The 17,751-nt window shown below is 49.0% G+C and carries 15 protein-coding genes; 12 read left to right on the top strand and 3 right to left on the bottom strand.

The annotated features are described in order from the left end of the window. The first annotated feature begins 3 nt into the window (after window positions 1-3). The gene (locus CJA_RS15525) at window positions 4-642 is read left to right on the top strand and encodes a Pr6Pr family membrane protein (protein ID WP_012488799.1); all 639 of its coding nucleotides are present in this window, start codon (window positions 4-6) and stop codon (window positions 640-642) included. A gap of 26 nt (window positions 643-668) precedes the next feature. On the opposite strand, the gene CJA_RS15520 is transcribed toward CJA_RS15525, so the two are convergent. Both CJA_RS15520 and CJA_RS15515 read right to left on the bottom strand, forming a co-directional pair. Then, window positions 669-1,442 (bottom strand): transporter substrate-binding domain-containing protein, encoded by a 774-nt coding sequence (locus CJA_RS15520; protein ID WP_041551627.1) that lies wholly within the window; start codon window positions 1,440-1,442, stop codon window positions 669-671. A gap of 506 nt (window positions 1,443-1,948) precedes the next feature. Then, a complete protein-coding gene (locus CJA_RS15515; RefSeq protein WP_012488797.1) occupies window positions 1,949-2,398 on the bottom strand; it encodes a YebG family protein in 450 nt (149 codons plus the stop codon). A 24-nt stretch (window positions 2,399-2,422) separates the two neighbouring features. Here CJA_RS15515 and murJ point away from each other — a divergent pair, with 24 nt between their 5' ends. The 6 genes from murJ (at window position 2,423) to ispH (ending at window position 9,849) form a co-directional block, all read left to right on the top strand. Continuing rightward, on the top strand, window positions 2,423-4,027 hold the full coding sequence (murJ, locus tag CJA_RS15510; protein WP_012488796.1) for a murein biosynthesis integral membrane protein MurJ: 1,605 nt from the start codon (window positions 2,423-2,425) through the stop codon (window positions 4,025-4,027). Between the two features lie 164 nt (window positions 4,028-4,191). Then, complete coding sequence (ribF, locus tag CJA_RS15505; RefSeq protein ID WP_041552540.1) at window positions 4,192-5,133, top strand: bifunctional riboflavin kinase/FAD synthetase; 942 nt, start codon at window positions 4,192-4,194, stop codon at window positions 5,131-5,133. A 5-nt stretch (window positions 5,134-5,138) separates the two neighbouring features. After that, window positions 5,139-7,937: an isoleucine--tRNA ligase gene (ileS, locus tag CJA_RS15500; protein ID WP_041551626.1), complete on the top strand. Its 2,799-nt coding sequence runs from the start codon at window positions 5,139-5,141 to the stop codon at window positions 7,935-7,937. Between the two features lie 10 nt (window positions 7,938-7,947). Beyond that, the gene (gene lspA, locus CJA_RS15495; protein ID WP_012488793.1) at window positions 7,948-8,460 is read left to right on the top strand and encodes a signal peptidase II; all 513 of its coding nucleotides are present in this window, start codon (window positions 7,948-7,950) and stop codon (window positions 8,458-8,460) included. Further along, window positions 8,453-8,902: an FKBP-type peptidyl-prolyl cis-trans isomerase gene (locus CJA_RS15490; protein WP_041551625.1), complete on the top strand. Its 450-nt coding sequence runs from the start codon at window positions 8,453-8,455 to the stop codon at window positions 8,900-8,902. The genes lspA and CJA_RS15490 overlap by 8 nt, the downstream gene beginning before the upstream one ends. 2 nt (window positions 8,903-8,904) lie before the next feature. After that, on the top strand, window positions 8,905-9,849 hold the full coding sequence (ispH, locus tag CJA_RS15485) for a 4-hydroxy-3-methylbut-2-enyl diphosphate reductase (RefSeq protein ID WP_012488791.1): 945 nt from the start codon (window positions 8,905-8,907) through the stop codon (window positions 9,847-9,849). 3 nt (window positions 9,850-9,852) lie between these two features. Here ispH and CJA_RS15480 read toward each other — a convergent pair whose 3' ends face one another. Beyond that, entirely contained in the window at window positions 9,853-10,383 is a 531-nt protein-coding gene (locus tag CJA_RS15480; protein ID WP_012488790.1) for a GspH/FimT family pseudopilin, read from the bottom strand. 204 nt (window positions 10,384-10,587) lie between these two features. Between CJA_RS15480 and CJA_RS19185 the strand changes: the two genes are divergently transcribed. From CJA_RS19185 to CJA_RS15455, 5 genes are read left to right on the top strand one after another with little or no spacing between them, the layout of a single operon-like run. Then, window positions 10,588-11,142 carry a GspH/FimT family pseudopilin gene (locus tag CJA_RS19185; protein WP_158304085.1) on the top strand — a complete coding sequence of 185 codons (555 nt, stop codon included), beginning with the start codon at window positions 10,588-10,590 and terminating at the stop codon, window positions 11,140-11,142. Next, window positions 11,127-11,618 (top strand): type IV pilus modification protein PilV, encoded by a 492-nt coding sequence (gene pilV / locus CJA_RS15470; protein WP_049765480.1) that lies wholly within the window; start codon window positions 11,127-11,129, stop codon window positions 11,616-11,618. The genes CJA_RS19185 and pilV overlap by 16 nt, the downstream gene beginning before the upstream one ends. 2 nt (window positions 11,619-11,620) lie before the next feature. Further along, a complete protein-coding gene (locus CJA_RS15465; protein WP_041551624.1) occupies window positions 11,621-12,673 on the top strand; it encodes a PilW family protein in 1,053 nt (350 codons plus the stop codon). Window positions 12,674-12,683: 10 nt separating this feature from the next. Then, the gene (locus tag CJA_RS18810) at window positions 12,684-13,280 is read left to right on the top strand and encodes a pilus assembly PilX family protein (protein ID WP_049765479.1); all 597 of its coding nucleotides are present in this window, start codon (window positions 12,684-12,686) and stop codon (window positions 13,278-13,280) included. Window positions 13,281-13,294: 14 nt separating this feature from the next. Then, window positions 13,295-17,743 carry a pilus assembly protein gene (locus tag CJA_RS15455; RefSeq protein WP_012488788.1) on the top strand — a complete coding sequence of 1,483 codons (4,449 nt, stop codon included), beginning with the start codon at window positions 13,295-13,297 and terminating at the stop codon, window positions 17,741-17,743. The last annotated feature ends 8 nt before the right edge of the window (window positions 17,744-17,751 follow it).

Below are 17,751 nucleotides of genomic sequence, written 5' to 3'. Positions count from 1 at the left end.
GTTATGCCGTTGAGTTTCGGGGAGCGTTGGTGGTTGTGCCTGTTCGCGCTTGGCGTATGGGTTATTTTGCTGGTGCGCTTTTTTATAGGAGCCCAATTAGCTGCCGCAGATGGACAGTGTTATGTGGTTGGTGTGCTGGAAAGCCTAGGGTATTTCACCGTGCTCACCTGTTTGCTGATTGGCCTGGTCCTCACGGCGGCCAGCGGTTTGTTGACAGCTCGCCTGCTGCACCCGTTATGGGTATCGACGGCGGTGACCAGCGTTATTCTGGTTGCCCTGGTTTATGCGCTGGTATTGCGCCAGCTGTGGCACCCGCAAGGGCTGCGCTATTGGGTTGATATAGGGTTGCACTATGTGATTCCTCCCTTGTTTGTGCTGGCCTGGTGGCGGTTGGTGCCGCCCGGTGCAATCGGTTGGCGATCTCCCCTGGCATGGTTATGGTTTCCGTTGCTCTACCTGGTCGTTATTTTAGGGCGGGGCCAGTTAAGCGGCTTTTATCCTTATCCTTTTTTACAAATGGAGGAGTTGGGGGCTATTAGGGTATTGCGCAACAGTCTGGTATTGGTGGGCTTGTATTTGCTGATTGGCTATTGCCTGGTGGCTATCAACCATTGCCGAAGCGGCCACAAGCTCGAGCGTTAACCCGGCTTGTGGTTTTGGTTGGGGGCTCAGTCGGCGTAGGGATCAAACCAGAGGGATTTATCATTGACCGGTGTCAGCGCGGGCAGTGTTGGGTTGACCAGTGGAATAATGATCCTGTTTTTCAGGTTGGCTTTTTGCAGTACGTCCTGGATGGTGGGATCATTGATGAAGTATTCGTTGAAACTGCCATCTTCAATGGCAATGCGTAAACCTTGCTCAATGTTTTTGGCCAGTTCAGGGTTGGATTTATTGACGAAAAAATAAAATGGATTGGTGTAAACCAGCAGCAGATTTTGTTCTACATCCAGCGCAAGGTCGGGATAGCGCTGTATTTCGCTCCAGGGTTCGTGTACGCCACGGGGATAAGCATCAAAACGATCGCCGTCCAGCATGTAAAAAAGCCCTTCGTACTTAAGTACTTTAACCACATTCAGGCCATTGGTTTCCAGGATACTGGTATCGGCCCAGAAGCGACCCTGGCCGAGCGAAAAGCGTTTGAGATCCTCCAGGTTTCTTACCCCCTCAAATTTATGTTGGCTTCCCTTTTTTATCATCATCACCCGGTATCCCAATAGGCCGCGATAGAGTGGGATGCGAACGGGGAGCAATTTCTCTTCCAGTGCGTTGGTGGTAGCGTACCAGACCACATCCAGTTGGTTATCCACCAGCATTTGAACGATCCGCTCTTCACTGGTGTTGGGAACGGCCTCTTGCCAATCGTATTGCGCGGACATTTTGCTTAATGCCAGTTTGAGTAAGCCCTTGGCATAGTTTTCGATACTGTTATTACCTTGCACCATGCGCAGGGGTTTTGCGTGTGCGTGGAGCGATAGACTGATTAGGCAAGTGAGGGTGAAAAGTACGGAAAATTGCCGTGTTGTTTTTATTGGTAAATACATTTTTAGCATGGTTATCGACCTGTTGTTGTTGTGTGTTTTATTCTAGTCGACATGACTATAATTGTGCGCGACTTATATAGACAAAAGGGCTATAACAGGGGGAAATATGCTGAAAAGGCCACCGCACCTGTTGAGGCTTCGAGAGAAAGTGGTGCGGTGGTAAAAGGTGGTTTCCCGACATTGGGGGTAGTGGCTGACGACCCCTAATGGGCAAGCATCCTGGCGCTGCGAATTATCTCTTTCCTTGAGCGGGAAACGTGTGGAAGCGGGCGCGTGTGGAGCGCGTCCGTAACGCAAACAAACCACCGGTGGTGACAGTGATTTGTAAAACGACCCGGCTGGGGATCGATCTCCTTATCGCAGCGGGTCGTCAATGGCCGGGAAGGCCATTGATCAGGCCAGCCAGATTACTGGTTGGCAGCAAGGGAGACAATATTGTCATCCTTGCCGGATTTGTCCTGTTTGCCATTGAGCATCTGGGGCGGCTCGTAAGTGAATGGTTGTAACAACTCATCGGGCTTACCCTTGCAGGCTTTAGCCAGTAGCTCACGACGTTGCGCCAGCAGCAAGCCGATAGCTTCGCTGTGCTTGTCGTCGATACCGGGAATATTGTCTTCAATTAACTGGGTGATATTGGCTGCCAGCTCCAGGTATTTGTCGTGTTCTTCTGCGAGTTTTCTGTCTTCGAACATACTGCCATCCCGATCACATTGCCATACGGCGATTACTGCCATGGTGTTATCCTCGTATTGATACTGTTTTTTTATACAGTAATTGGGGCGATGGAGAATGTCAACTGCTTTGTGGTGGGTGTTGTGTCCGGCCATATCGGCCATGGATAATGCCGCATCTTCCATTTTCTATCCGCGCAGGATTCGTCCGTGTCCGATCCCGAGTTGCCCTCAGCCCCCGCGCCTGAACAAAAGCCCAGATCCAAAAGCCTGCTCCGCTCCAGCCTGCTGACCGGCAGTATGACGATGCTGTCGCGGGTGCTCGGGCTTGTGCGCGATATCGTACTGGCCAGTTTACTGGGTGCTGGCGGGTCCATGGATGCCTTTGCCGTTGCGCAGAAAATTCCCAACTTTTTTCGCCGCCTGTTTGCCGAGGGGGCCTTTTCGCAGGCGTTTATTCCAGTGCTTGCCGAATATCGGGAAAAGGGCTCGCGCGCGGCGGTAAAGGATTTGGTGGATAAGGTGGCCGGCAGCCTGGGCCTGGTGTTGCTGCTGGTGACCCTGGTTGGGGTATTGGGAGCGGCAGGTGTATCCATGATCTTTGCGTCGGGGTACCTATCCGATCCCGCTAAATTTGATTTGTTGACTGACCTGGTTCGCATCACTTTCCCCTATCTGATGCTGATTTCGCTCACCGGTTTTGCCGGCGCGATCCTGAACAGCTATGACCGCTTTGCGGTACCGGCCGTAACACCGGTCTTCCTAAATATCTTTATGATTGCGGCGGCACTCCTGGTTGCCGATTATTTCCCCAATCCAGCTTACGCGCTGGCCTGGAGCATCCTGGTGGCAGGGGTGTTCTCGCTGCTGTTCCAATTGCCGTTCCTGCGTCAGATCCATCTTTTACCTTCACCCAAACTGGGCTGGTCCGATCCCGGGGTAAAGCGCATTCTGGCGCTGATGGCACCGGCGCTGTTCGGTGTGTCTATCAGCCAAATCAACCTGATGTTAGATACCATTATCGCCACCCAACTGGGCGATGCCAGTGCGAGCTGGCTGTTCTATTCCGACCGTTTGGTGGAGCTGCCCCTGGGGGTATTCGGGGTGGCGATTGCCACGGTGATTATGCCCAGCCTGTCGCGCCAGAGCACAGCCCAATCGGCGGAGAAATTTAGCCAGACCCTGGATTGGGCGATACGTTTTGTGGTGCTGATCGCCCTGCCGGCTACCCTGGCGCTGGTGATCCTTGCCGAACCGATTCTGTTTACTCTGTTCTACCACGGCAAAATGGCCGCGTCCGACATCCTCATGTCCTCCTACAGTTTGCAGGCCTACGCCCTGGGGCTGTTTGCATTCATGCTGATCAAGGTGCTGGTACCTGGCTATTTTGCCCGTCAGGACATGAAGACGCCGGTGCGTACCGGGATCAAGGCGATTGTGGCCAATATCCTGATGAAACCCGTGGTCGTGCTGCCCTTGGCCTACTTCTTTAGCCTGGGGCATGTCGGCCTGGCCCTGACAACGGCACTGGCCGCCTATGTCAATGCCTGGTTGCTATACCGGGGACTGCGCCAGCAGCGCATCTACCAACCTGCCAGCCACTGGCCCCGGCTCTGGTTGCGCTATGGCGCAGCCAACCTGGCCATGGTGGTAGTGCTCCTGGGATTCCTGATGTGCTGGGCGGATTGGCAGTACTGGCATACCCTGGAGCGGATATGGCGCCTGGCAGTGGTCTGCGTTGTGGGTGGGGTGATCTATCTGGCGGCGCTCCTGGCGGTAGGTATTCGCCTGCGCGACTTCAAGGCCCATGGTTAGGGCTTGTTGGCGAAGCAGCAGATGCCAATCGCTCAAGCCGGTTTCGATCCTGTATACTTCACGCCTCTTTTTTGGCCTATCCGGGTTTAATACGCGTGCAGTCCCTACCAGTCTCATCGGATTCATCACCTCAGGTGCCAGGTTGCGGCGCAGCTGGGCAGGGGATTTTGATTCGCGGTTTGCACAACCTGCGCCCATGGCATCGCGGCTGCGTTGCCACCATCGGCTCCTTTGATGGTGTGCACCTTGGGCACCAGGCGATCCTCAAGCAATTGCTGGACGCCGCCAATAGCCATCAACTACCTGCCGTGGTGATTTTGTTCGAACCCCAGCCCCACGAATTTTTTGCGGGCGACAAGGCACCTGCACGTTTGATGCGTTTGCGTGAGAAGGTGCAAGCGTTAAGGGCCGCCGGTGTACAGCGTGTTCTGTGCCTGCACTTTAACCAGCACCTGCGCAGCCTCTCTGCCGAAGCCTTTGTCGAGCAAATCCTGGTGCAGGGTTTGGGCATTCGGCATCTGGTGGTAGGCGATGATTTTCGCTTTGGCTGTGACCGGCGCGGTGATTTTGCCCTGCTGCAAACATTGGGCGATGAATATGGCTTTGCGGTAACCGATACCTGCACCCTGCAAATTGATGGTGAGCGGGCCAGTAGCACGCGCATTCGCCAATTGCTGGAGCAGGGGGATTTTGCCCATGCGCAAAAACTCCTGGGTAAACCCTATGAAATCAGCGGGCGCGTGGTATATGGCAAGCAGCTCGGGCGCCAATTGGGCGTGCCGACGGCCAATGTGCAATTGCGCCGCTATCGCTCGCCGCTGCAGGGAGTGTTTGCGGTACTGGTCAGGTTTGCCGATGGCAGCCTTCACCAGGGCGTCGCCAATGTGGGCTTGCGCCCGACCGTGAGTGGGGATCGCAAACCACTGCTGGAAGTACACCTGTTTGATTTTTCGCGCATGGTTTACGGCGCTGTGATTCAAGTGCGCTTTTTATACAAATTGCGCGATGAGCAAAAATTTGCTTCGCTCGATGCCTTGCGCGCGCAACTGCAAAACGATATCGCCCAGGCAAAAACCTATTTCCAATCTCAACAAGCTGAAAGTTGACTGCAATGACTGACTACAAAGCCACGTTAAACCTGCCTAATACCGACTTTGCCATGAAGGCAAACCTCGCCCAGCGCGAACCGGACATGTTAAAAACCTGGCAGGCCAACAATGTGTATCAACAAATTCGCCAGGCGCGCGCTGGCCGCGAGCAATTTATCCTGCACGATGGCCCACCCTATGCAAACGGTGATATTCACATCGGTCACGCACTCAACAAAATCCTCAAAGACATTATTATCAAGAGTAAAACCCTGAGCGGTTTCGATGCCCCCTACGTGCCCGGCTGGGACTGCCATGGCTTGCCGATTGAACACAAGGTTGAAAAAGAAATTGGCAAGGCGGGCACCAAGGTTGATTTTAAAACCTTCCGTCAAAAATGCCGCGACTATGCTGCCAAACAAGTGGCTGGGCAAAAGCGCGATTTTATGCGCTTGGGCGTATTTGGTGAGTGGGATAACCCTTATCTCACCATGGATTACAAATTTGAAGCCGATATTATCCGCGCCCTGGGTAAAATCACTGAAAACGGCCATTTGCACCGCGGTTTTAAACCGGTGTATTGGAGTGTTGTAGGCGGTTCAGCGCTGGCTGAGGCCGAAGTGGAATACCAGGATAAAACCTCGTTCTCCATCGATGTAAAATTCAACTTTGTCGATCAGCAGGCAGTTGCCGATAAAATCGAAGGTGTGTCGGGCAGTGGCACTATTGCGCTGGTGATCTGGACCACTACCCCCTGGACCCTTCCTGCCAACCAGGCAGTGAGTGCTAATGCCGAGGTGGATTATGTGTTGGTGCAGTTGGACGGCCTTCGCTTGCTGGTTGCCGAGGCTCTGGTTACCAATGTACTGGGGCGAGCCAAGGTGGGAGCGCATCAGATTGTTGGTCGCTGCAAGGGCACCGCGCTTGAAGGCCTGCTGCTGCAACATCCCTTCTACAGCCGCCAGGTGCCCGTGATTCTCGGCGATCACGTCACCACCGATGCCGGTACCGGTTTTGTTCACACAGCGCCAGACCATGGCGCGGATGACTTTAATGTCAGCCTGAAATACGGCATAGGTACTCTTAATTACATCGACGACAATGGTTACTATCGCCCCAATGTGGATATTTTTGCGGGCGATCATGTGTATAAGGTCGATGAAAAAGTTATCGCCTTATTGATCGAAAAAAATGCGCTCCTGGCGCAGGGTAAGATCACCCACAGTTTCCCTCACTGCTGGCGTACCAAAACTCCGCTGATCTTCCGCGCAACACCCCAGTGGTTTGTGAGTATGAGCAAAAACCACCTGCGCGAGCAGGTGGCCAAATCGGTGGAGGGCGTGGAGTGGATTCCCGATTGGGGCCGCGCGCGTATCGATGCCATGCTCGCCAGCTCGCCCGACTGGTGTATTTCCCGCCAGCGTACCTGGGGCGTACCCATTGCGCTGTTTGTGCATAAAGAAACCCAGGAGCTACACCCGGACACCGCGCGTTTAATTGAGCAAGTGGCGAAAAAAGTTGAACAACAGGGAATGGACGCCTGGTTTGATCTGGATGTGGCGGAATTGCTGGGTGTGGAGGCGGAGCACTACCAAAAAGTTACCGATACCCTGGATGTGTGGTTTGATTCGGGCGTATCTCACTACGCCGTACTCAGCCAGCGTGCCAACCTGCGCTTCCCGGCCGATTTGTATCTGGAAGGGTCTGACCAGCATCGCGGCTGGTTCCAATCATCACTGAAAACTTCCATGGCTATTCACGGCGTCGCGCCTTACAAGCAGGTGTTAACCCACGGTTTCACCATCGATGCCAAGGGCATGAAAATGTCCAAATCCATTGGCAATGCCATAGATCCGCAGGTGGTGATGAAAGACCTGGGGGCTGATGTGTTGCGCCTGTGGGTGGCGGCGACTGATTTCTCGACCGAGATGAGCGTGTCCGATGAAATTTTAAAACGCACGGCCGACTCCTATCGTCGTATCCGTAATACCGCGCGTTTTATCCTGTCCAATCTGGTGGGCTTTAACCCTGCCAGCGATCTGGTGCCTATGGATAACATGGTGCAACTGGATCGCTGGATTGTGGGACAAACTGCCAAGCTGCAACAGGAGCTGATCGGTTACTACAACAGCTACGACTTCCATCTTATTTACCAAAAGCTGCACAACTTCTGCGTCGTTGAATTGGGTGGCTTCTACCTGGATATCATTAAAGATCGCCAGTACACCGTTAAAGCCGATGCACTGGCGCGCCGCTCAGCCCAGACAGCGCTTTACCATGTGATTGAAGCCCTGGTGCGCTGGATTGCGCCCATCCTCAGTTTTACCGCCGATGAAATTTGGCAATCGATTCCCGGTGTGCGCGAGCCCCATGTCTTTACCGCTGAATGGTATGGGTTGCCCACACAACCTGCCGACTCTCTGGCGGATGACTATTGGGACTTAATTGCCAATGTCAAAACTGCTGTGAACAAAGTGCTGGAAGCCAAGCGCGCTGCGGGCGAGGTGGGTGGTTCCCTGGGCGCCGAGGTCACGCTATATGCTGATGAGCAATTATTGGATCAACTGACCCAATTGGGTGATGAGCTGCGTTTTGTATTGATTACGTCAACCGCCGATGTCCAGCCGTTGGCAACTGCACAACAGGCAGAGCCAACCGAGGTGGCCGGTTTGAAGATTGCCGTGAAAAAATCGGTGTATACCAAGTGCGAGCGCTGCTGGCATCACCGCGCAGATGTTGGTGCTAACCTGACGCATCCCGGGGTTTGCCTGCGCTGTGTTGAAAACGTGGACGGTGCGGGTGAAACCCGCTCCTTTGCCTGATGGGGCCTGTATGACAAAAAAGGTTTATCACCAATACTGGTTTTGGTATTTGGCAGCGTTCGTTGTATTCCTGCTGGATCAGGGCAGCAAGCATTGGATTGAGGCTGCATTCGACTATAACGAGACGAAAGTATTTACCTCGTTCTTTAACTTCACCCTGCGCTACAACCCGGGGGCTGCTTTCTCGTTTCTGGCGGATGCCGGTGGCTGGCAGCGCTGGTTCTTTACCATCGTGGCTGTGGCGGCCAGTGTGTTGCTTATCGTCTGGATTTGTCGCGTGGCATCGTCCAAGCCGCGGGAAGCCTTTGCGTTGTCGTTTATCCTCGGTGGCGCCGTGGGCAACCTGTATGATCGGATTATCCATGGCCATGTCGTCGATTTTATTGTGGTGCATTATCAGGATTATTACTGGCCTGCGTTTAACCTTGCCGACGCTGCAATCTCCCTGGGAGCCATGGTGCTGATTGCCGATTTGTTTATTAATCCTGACAAGACTTCTGGTGAGAAACCAACCAATGCGTGAGTTAGCGATAGGCCCGGGTACACGCGTCACCCTGCACTTTGCTTTACAGCTTGATAATGGCGAGATGGTCGACTCCAACTATGAGCGGGAGCCAGCCACCTTTACGGTAGGGGATGGTAATTTGTTACCGGGCTTTGAAAAAGCGCTGTTCGGTATGTTTGAAGGTGAACACAAAACCTTGTTGATCAAACCGGAAGACGGGTTTGGCCAGCGTAATCCCAACAACATCCAGGAAATAGCGCGCAGCCAATTCAGCCCCGATCTGGAGTTGAGCGAGGGCTTGATGTTGTCATTTGCCGATGCACAAAAAACCGAATTGCCGGGCGTTGTGAGTCGTTTTGATGACGAGGTTGTGGTCGTTGATTTCAATCATCCTTTGGCCGGCCGCGATATTCTGTTTGAAGTTTCCATTCTTAAAATCGAGCCTGTACAGGTGCATTGACCATGACACAAATCAAACTTGCGAATCCCAGGGGGTTTTGTGCCGGTGTCGATCGTGCGATTGATATCGTCAATCGTGCCCTGGATGTTTTTGGGGCGCCGATCTACGTGCGTCACGAGGTGGTTCATAACAAGTTTGTGGTTGAGTCGCTACGTGAACGCGGTGCTGTTTTTGTCGATGAAGTGGACCAGGTTCCCGACAATGTAATCCTCATCTTCAGTGCTCACGGGGTATCCCAGGCTGTTCGTAAAGAAGCGGAATCGCGCGGTTTGAAAGTATTCGATGCAACCTGTCCGCTGGTAACCAAGGTCCATATTGAGGTGACCCGTTATAGTCGCGAAGGGAAGGAATGTATCCTTATTGGCCACGAAGGCCACCCGGAGGTAGAGGGCACCATGGGGCAGTATGATGCCAGCAACGGCGGAACTATCTACCTGGTGGAAGATGAGGCGGATGTAGACGCATTGCAGGTACGCAACCCTGAAGCGCTGGCCTATGTAACCCAGACTACCTTATCCATGGATGATACTGCCAGGGTCATCGAAGCGCTGCGCAACAAGTTTCCCAAAATCCAGGGGCCGCGCAAGGACGACATCTGCTATGCAACGACCAATCGCCAGGACGCTGTGCGCCAGCTGGCCCTGGAGTGCGACCTGGTACTGGTCGTTGGCTCACCCAACTCTTCTAATTCCAATCGCCTGCGCGAGCTGGCCGAACGTTGCGGAACTGAGGCCTATCTGATTGATGGACCGGAAGATATCAGCCCTGAGTGGATTGCAGGCCGTACTGCTATAGGTATCACCGCAGGAGCATCTGCACCGGAAGTATTGGTTCAGCAGGTCATCACCCGCCTTCAAGCTTGCGGCGCAGAAATGCCCCGGGAGATGGATGGAACACCGGAGAACATCAGCTTTTCTCTACCGAAAGAGTTAAGGTCTGTGTCCTGAGGCCTAGCTTTGTAGGCACTCTTCTTCCGTTATCGGTGTATAGCGAAGCCTGCCGCCGCGAGAGAGCACAAGCTTAATACCTGTACCCTTATACTCAGGGCAAATAGTCAGGGTTCCCGCCATAAATGCTCCGCTATTGGGGGACTTTCCTATTAGCCTTCCCTCTCCCGTTCCCACAAAGGAAATATAGGTTTTGACACTGCTGTTTCCCTGAATCTTGACCTTTTTTAATGGGGCCGCTAGTAGCAGCGTTGGTTCATCAATATCTTGCAGGCCATTCTGGTTTTCATCGACAAACAAATACCAGCCCTGATGCCACTCCTTGTCTCTGGCAATCAACAGGGTGCGCTTGTTTTTGGCTACAGCCACACTTCTAGCGGTTTGGATAGCATTGATTAATAAGTCAACAGCAGTTTGTACTCGGGTTTTCTGGAGTTGTGCGGAAAAACTAGGCAGGCCAATTCCAAGAATAATGGCCAGAATAACTAAAGTGATAAGTAGTTCAAATAGGGTAAAGCCTTGATGCTTCATCATAAATCCATTCCTTGGAGTGCAGTGTTGAAGGTTTAATTATGCGCCATGCGGCCATTCATACATCCTTGACGACCATATGTCCCAGCCCCCATGCCATGCATTTCGGAGCGTGTTAGGCTTGGCCAATATAATCAGACTGTCTGTGCTTGTCCATGCCTGGATACGGGGTCTTTAGTCGTTACGTTGAAGTTGAGACATAGAAATATGTTACACAATAAAGGTTTCACACTAATTGAGTTAATGATCACTGTTGTCATTCTAGCCATAGTGGCAGCTATCGCTATACCGAGCTTTAATGCACAAATACTGAATAATCGTTCCGTCGCTTTGGGGGAGGATATTGTATCTGCAGTAAATTTTGTTCGTTCCGAAGCGGTCAAACGAGCAACTCGGGTGAGCATTTGTGCTAGTAACAATGGTTCTAGTTGTACTGGATCATGGAGTGAGGGATATATCGCCTTTATTGATACAGCTGCGAGTGATAAAGCGTCAACGCCGGTTATTCAGGATAGCAGTGCCATATTAAAAATATGGCCAGCTCAAAACGCATCAGCACGTATCAGTGTTAAAACCAAAGATTCTGACTCGGATGTTTCTTTTATTCGATACACAAGTATGGGAACTCTTGCTCGTGTTAGTGATGAGCCTGTTGTTATTGCTACAGAGATGGATGGTTGTACTGGTTACGCAAAGCGACAGACAACTGTAGGGGTATCAGGAATGATCAGTGTGGAGAGTAAAGAATGTACAGTCAACTAAACCACATCTCTGGATTTAAAAAATTGGAAAACAAATCTAAATACTCTCAATATGGAACAAGTCTTATTGAGGTTTTAGTGACATTGTTAATTATGTCATCAGCACTACTTGCGTTGGCAGCACTGCAAACCAGATCGCTGCAGTTCAATCAGGGAGCGTATCTCCGATCTCAAGCAAACATTTATGCGTATGACATGTTGGATCGTATGCGGATAAATCTTAGTAATATTAACGCATATAATTCTGCGCTTGCTGCTGTTGACCTTAAATCATCTCCTGTTACTTCTCCCCTTGCTGCAGCAGATCTTGATGCCTGGCGGAGAAATATTGCTACGGTGCTTCCTAATGGTAGAGGAGGTATCAACTGTAATGTGGCAAGTAATATCTGTACCTTAACGATTGAGTGGGATGAGATTAGTAACACCTCCAGTCAGGAAGAAGATAAAACTACATTTACCTACTCTGCGAGGTTGTAGAAATGATGTCGTTTCGTCATAGACAGTTTGGATTATCGTTAGTTGAACTGATGATTGCGATTACGTTAGGGCTTATTTTGATGATTGGTGTTATGCAGATGTTCCTATCCAGTAAGGTTGTGTTTGCTACACAGCAGGGAATATCGAGAATCCAAGAAACGGGGCGGCTTGCTATTGAGTTTTTATCTCGGGATATTCGTATGGCTGCCTATTACGGCTGTTATCGGCCAAGTGTGGTGGCAGGATCAGAGTTAAAGTATAGTAATATGGTTATTTCGGGGTTGCATGGTAATTTTAGTGAAGGCATTCGAGGCTTTGATAGTGATCAAAGCTTGCCAGTTAGTAAAGCCCAAGCTCTGGGTGGATCAATTCAGCTTCTTCCATCTACACATACTGCAAATATTATTGTTATTCGGTCAGCCTCTGAGACAGGAATACCAATTAATAATCTGAATACTGAAACACAAATAAGAGCGTATAGCCCAAGTTCAATTGAAAATAATTGCATAAATAATATTTGTGTGAACAGTGCTGCGGTCGTTAATAACTGTAGCTCTGCTGCTGTCATGAGGGTTACAGCCTTAGCCAAAGCAGGTACTGATGTAACTATAACGCATAATGGTACTTGGAACCCGTTAACTGTCCCTTCGGAAGCGTTTTTATCTGGTGAGGTTATGCCACTAAATACAACTGTGTATTTTATTGCCAGAGGTGTTAGTGGTGTTCCTACTTTGTGGCAGAAAACCAATGCTGATGCTGCAGTTGAGCTGCTTGAAGGCGTGGAGCATATGCGTATTACGTATGCTACATCAGATAATATTAATTACAGGTTGGCTAGCCAATTGAGTGCAGATGATTGGCCCAAAGTGAATTCTGTTAGATTAGAGCTTGTTATACGTAGCATCGATAACAATGTGCTTGAAGATACTCAGCCCTATCAGTTTGCTGGGGTTACTGTAACGCCTGTCGATGTTGGCGGTATCAAGGATCGATATATGCGGCAAGTCTTTACCGCAACTATCGCGATTCGTAGTCGTGCGACAAATATCCAGTAGTGGGGGGAGTATGAGAGCTGAGCAATCAATAAAAGGTGGTTTTTATCAACAGGGGATGGTACTGATCGTTGGCTTGGTAATGGTCTTGCTCATCACAATTATTGGGCTTGCTGCAATTCGGGGATCGGGCCTGCAAGAAAGCATGGCTGGTAATATGCGTGATCGAAATATTGCGTTCCAGGCCGCTGAGTCAGCATTGCGAGTTGGAGAGTCTCTCGTTTCACCTGAGAATATTTTGCCCGTATTCGCATGTTTGTCTCAGTCTGGTCTGTGTGAGGATCTCAACTCTAATATCCCTGAAAAATCGTTGGTTTTTTGGGATAAAAGTGATTGGAACGGTGCTGCCAGTTTAGCTAAACAAGTTAATTTAGGTATGAAAAATGTCAGTACTCAACCAAGTTATATTATTGAGCTTTTGGAGATCGCGATGAATGCCAGGGCCGAAGCTGAAGGTAGTGGAGTAGGTATTGGTAGTGTAGGCGGTGGCGGTGGCACGTCTGCTATGGCTAATGTCACCCCTTTTCGTATTACTGCGCAGGGAGTCGGTATAACAGCTGATAGCATCGTTGTTGTACAGTCAACTTATCTGCGCCCAGGCGCGGAGTAATGTAGGGGGACTTTATGAAAAATTTTATGAGTTTTAATCGAGCTGTTTTTCAGTTGTTAAAAGGGAAATTAAAATCCTGCAGTCTATTTTGTATGACAGGCCTGTTGACGCTTGGTGTTGTTCATGGCGCTCATGCCATTCCATCGCAGGATCCTCTGTTTTTATCAAATCCTGTTATTCCAATCATGATGCTCAATATGTCCAATGATCATCAGTTGTTTTTCAAAATTTATGATGATTATGCTGATATAACTAACCCTACAGGCGGGGATCCTGATGGTAACCCTGATACTACATACAATAATGCCTATAACTACTATGGCTATTTTGATAGTGGTAAGTGTTATACCTATAACACGGTAAATAATCGTTTTGTCCCGAGTCGGGCGGTGAATAATCTCAGGTACTGTAATTACAGCTCTTCATCAGAATGGAGTGGAAATTTTTTAAACTGGGCAACAATGACGCGTATTGATGCTATCCGTAAAATGCTCTATGGAGGACTCCGATCTACAGATACGCAAGCTTTAACTGTGCTGGAACGGTCTTTTTTACCAAATGATGCACACTCGTTTGCAAAGTTTTATGACGGTAATGATATAGGAAAATTAACGCCTTTTAACAGTGTGCCAAGTCTCCAGGGCAATACATCCTCAACAGGTATAACGATTTGCAATACCACAAATGGCGGTTCAGCACTTTCTCAAAATGTGACAGCCGCCCCCTTGATTCGCGTGGCTAAAGGAAATTATTCGCTATGGGCAAGCAATGAGCGTTGGCAGTGTCAATGGATCTCAGAAGTCAGTGCGAGTAATGGTAATGTGCCTGCAAGTAGTGGAATTTATGCTTATCCCTATAATCCTATTAATGACAACAAGTTGGGAACCGGTTCAGCTGCCGGAGAGTATTACGCACGGGTAGAGGTGTGTGTAAAAGGTTTGGAAGAGGATAACTGTACGCTTTATCCTAGCGGTAATAAAAAGCCAACCGGACTTCTGCAAAAATATGGTGAAGCCAATAAAATCCACTTTGGATTAATGACGGGATCATATGGAAAAAATAAAAGCGGTGGGGTCTTACGGAAATCTGTTGGTAATTTGTCAACAGAAGTAAACGCCGCAACTACGGGTACCTTTACAAATGCTGCTGGTGTTATATCAACTTTGAATAAGTTGAGGATATATGGTTATCGTTTTGATGATGGAACTTACCATCGTAATGCTCATGGCTATGATAGCAGTGGAAGTGACGGATGTTTGTGGGGGCGTGCTTCATTTAGTGATGGACATTGTAGTAACTGGGGAAATCCTCAGGCAGAAATCTATCTTGAGTCATTGCGTTATCTAACAGGAAAAACGGCAAATACTGCTTTTGATGTTGATGATTCGTCACGCATATCTGGGTTGTCTACGGTAAGCTGGGGTAGTGCTCCTGTTAATTCGAATAATTATTGCGCGCCTTTGAATGTTGTCCAATTTAATGCCTCCACCACTTCTTATGATGGAGACACCCTGGGAGCTTTCTCTGATTTCAGTTCAGGGGGGGTAGATTTATGGACAGATAAGGTTGGTATTAATGAGGGTATGACAGATAAGAATGAATTAGGGGACTTCAAGACATTATATTTTATAGGTGAGAATGGCGCTGATAAAAATCAGTTGTGTACCGCCAAGACTATCAGCAAGTTGTCTAGTGTCCGTGGTACATGTCCAGATGCACCTCGATTAGAAGGCAGTTATCATATTGCAGGTCTGGCGTACTATGCGCGCCAAAATGATTTAATGCCGTCACTTAAAGGAAAACAGACAGTGAGAACCTTTGGGGTGGCGTTATCACCTGCCGTACCTAAAGTAACAGTTACTGTCCCTGGTGGTACAGATAAAGTGACTATCCTGCCTGCTTGTCGTAATAAGTATCAAAACCCTAATTCAAATTGTGCGATAGTTGATTTTAAGTTTGCAGGGGCACAAATTGAAAAAACAATTCCATCCGGTACCTATTCGGGGGATCGCAGCGTACTGAATGGTAAGGCTGCAAAAATTGGCAAGCTCTATGTGAATTGGGAAGATAGTGAGCAGGGTGGAGATTATGATCAGGATATGTGGGGCGTGATAGATTATATCGTTACTGCCGATCATGTTTTGATTACCACTGATACGATTGCGGAGTCAACTGATCAATCAATGGGTTTTGGATATGTGATCAGTGGCACTACCGTTGGTGGTTTTAATGTCCATTCGGGTGTTGAGGGGTATACCGGTGAAGGGTGTAACAACTGTCAGGTAGGAGATGCTGCAACCTATCGTTTGTATACCGTTGGCTCTTCCCCTGCTCAATTATTAGAAACTCCGCTTTACTATGCAGCTAAGTGGGGTGGATATAGTGACGCGTTTGAATCAGCAGCGCAAAAGGAGGCCGGGTCAGGCTTTAACCAGGCATTCCTTGATAGCAAGATAAAGGCTCGTGACACATCAGATTCTTATTATTTCGCTACCGATCCTCGTGAGTTAGAGAAGTCATTAGATAAGGCATTTAGCGCTGTCGCTGCAGGTGTTGGATCAGCATCTGCTGTAGCAACCAGTTCAACTCGCCTATCAGAAGGTGCTTATGTATATCAGGCACAATTCAATAGTGAGAGGTGGAGCGGTGTATTAAATGCTTTTAAATTTGATAATCAGGGTGGGTTGCCTTTAGAGCCAACGGTCTCCACTGAGAATGTTGGAGCCATGCCTAAGAGTGGTAGTGGAAGAACGGTTTATACTTATAACGGTATTCAATTAGTAAACTTTGCATGGGACAACTTGGATCCAGTGCAGCAAAAGGCACTGCAGCTTCCTGGTGAACTCACTAATACAATGGCTCAGTATAGGGTTGATTGGTTATTAGGTAATGCAACCTATGAAGGGGGAAGTGTAGGTTTTAGGGAGCGGGGCTCTTCTGCTGATGGCAGTCGTAATATCCTGGGTGACATCGTCAATTCGAGTCCAGTGTATTCTGGGGCCTGGAATCACCAATATCATTTATTGCCCGGCAGCGCAGGTGCTAGCTACCGGACTTTTTTGGAGAACGTAAAGAAACCCAAGATTGCAAGTGGAGGCAGTGGGGGGCGCATCTATGTGGGTGCTAATGATGGCATGTTACACGCCTTCCATGCTGATACCTTGAAGGAGATTTATGCGTATATTCCTGCCTCTGCATTTCCCAAGCTGGCAAACCTTACCAAAGCTGATTACGGTAAAACATCAAATCCTCATCAGTTTATAGTAGATGGACCGGTCACAGTGGGTGATGTATATATTAATGGTGAATGGAGGACCGTTCTTGTCGGCACTCTTGGTGCTGGCGGTAAAGGTGTTTATGCACTTGATGTAACAACAGATGTTCCCAAAGTCCTATTTGAGTTGAATGAATCTAATACACCCGGTTTGGGATATGTAATGGGGCGACCACTCATTGTGCCTATGAGCAATGGACGTTTTGCTGCTGTGTTTGGTAATGGTAGTGACAGCGGTAGCACCTCTAGTTTATTTGTTGTGGATATCCAGAGCCCATTCAATAGTAGCTACACCAAGGTTATTAATACTGGTGAAGGCATAGGGCTTTCAGCACCGGAGTTAATGATTAATGCGTATGGACAAGTCACTGCTGCTTACGCGGGAGATATCAGTGGCAATTTATGGCGATTTGACTTGTCGAGCGATAGTGCTGGAAGCTGGAAGAAAGATTACTTATTGTTTAAGGCGGTAGACGCCAGTGGCGCAATACAGCCTATTACTGCTGCCCCGACCATTGGTATTAATGCCCAACTGTCAAATGCTATTATGGTATATGTAGGTACGGGTAAATATTATGATACTGGTGATAATAGCTTGGGAAGTGTGACACATAGTTATTATGCGATAGCGGATACCAAAACGACGTTGACACGCAACAATCTTCATAGAAAACAACTGAGTACTACTTACAACACTACTACTGCTAATTTGTCCAGACGCGAAGTCGTTGGGGGCAATCCTGATTGGAGTAAACATAAAGGCTGGTATCTTGATTTTAATGATACAAAAGGTGAGCGGGTAACGACAAAAGCATTGCTAATTCAGGATAAATTAATATTTCCTACGCTTATTCCCTCTACAGCATCGTGTGAATATGGCGGTAGTAGTTGGTTAATGGAGGTTGTTGCAGTAGGTGATAAATTTGTGGGTGTTAGTGTTCTTGACGACAATATTTATAATGGGTACTTGGTGTTGGGAGATGTGTCATTTGGCGTTGTGCCAAAATTAAAAGAGAGTGATTCGAGTAGTAGCGGTAGTAGCAGTAGTGCGCCATCGGGTGATTGTGTAGATGGTGCTTCAGGAACGGGTGCTATTGTGGGCAGTGGTACAGATGCAACACGTATGAATGTCGAAGCGAAATACAGCCAGTGTGGTGAGGGAAGGCAATCTTGGCGTCAGCTTCGGTAAATGACAGA

Origin of the sequence: Cellvibrio japonicus Ueda107, assembly GCF_000019225.1 — a bacterium.
Taxonomy (GTDB): domain Bacteria; phylum Pseudomonadota; class Gammaproteobacteria; order Pseudomonadales; family Cellvibrionaceae; genus Cellvibrio; species Cellvibrio japonicus.
This window is presented reverse-complemented; position numbering and strand designations above follow the sequence as displayed.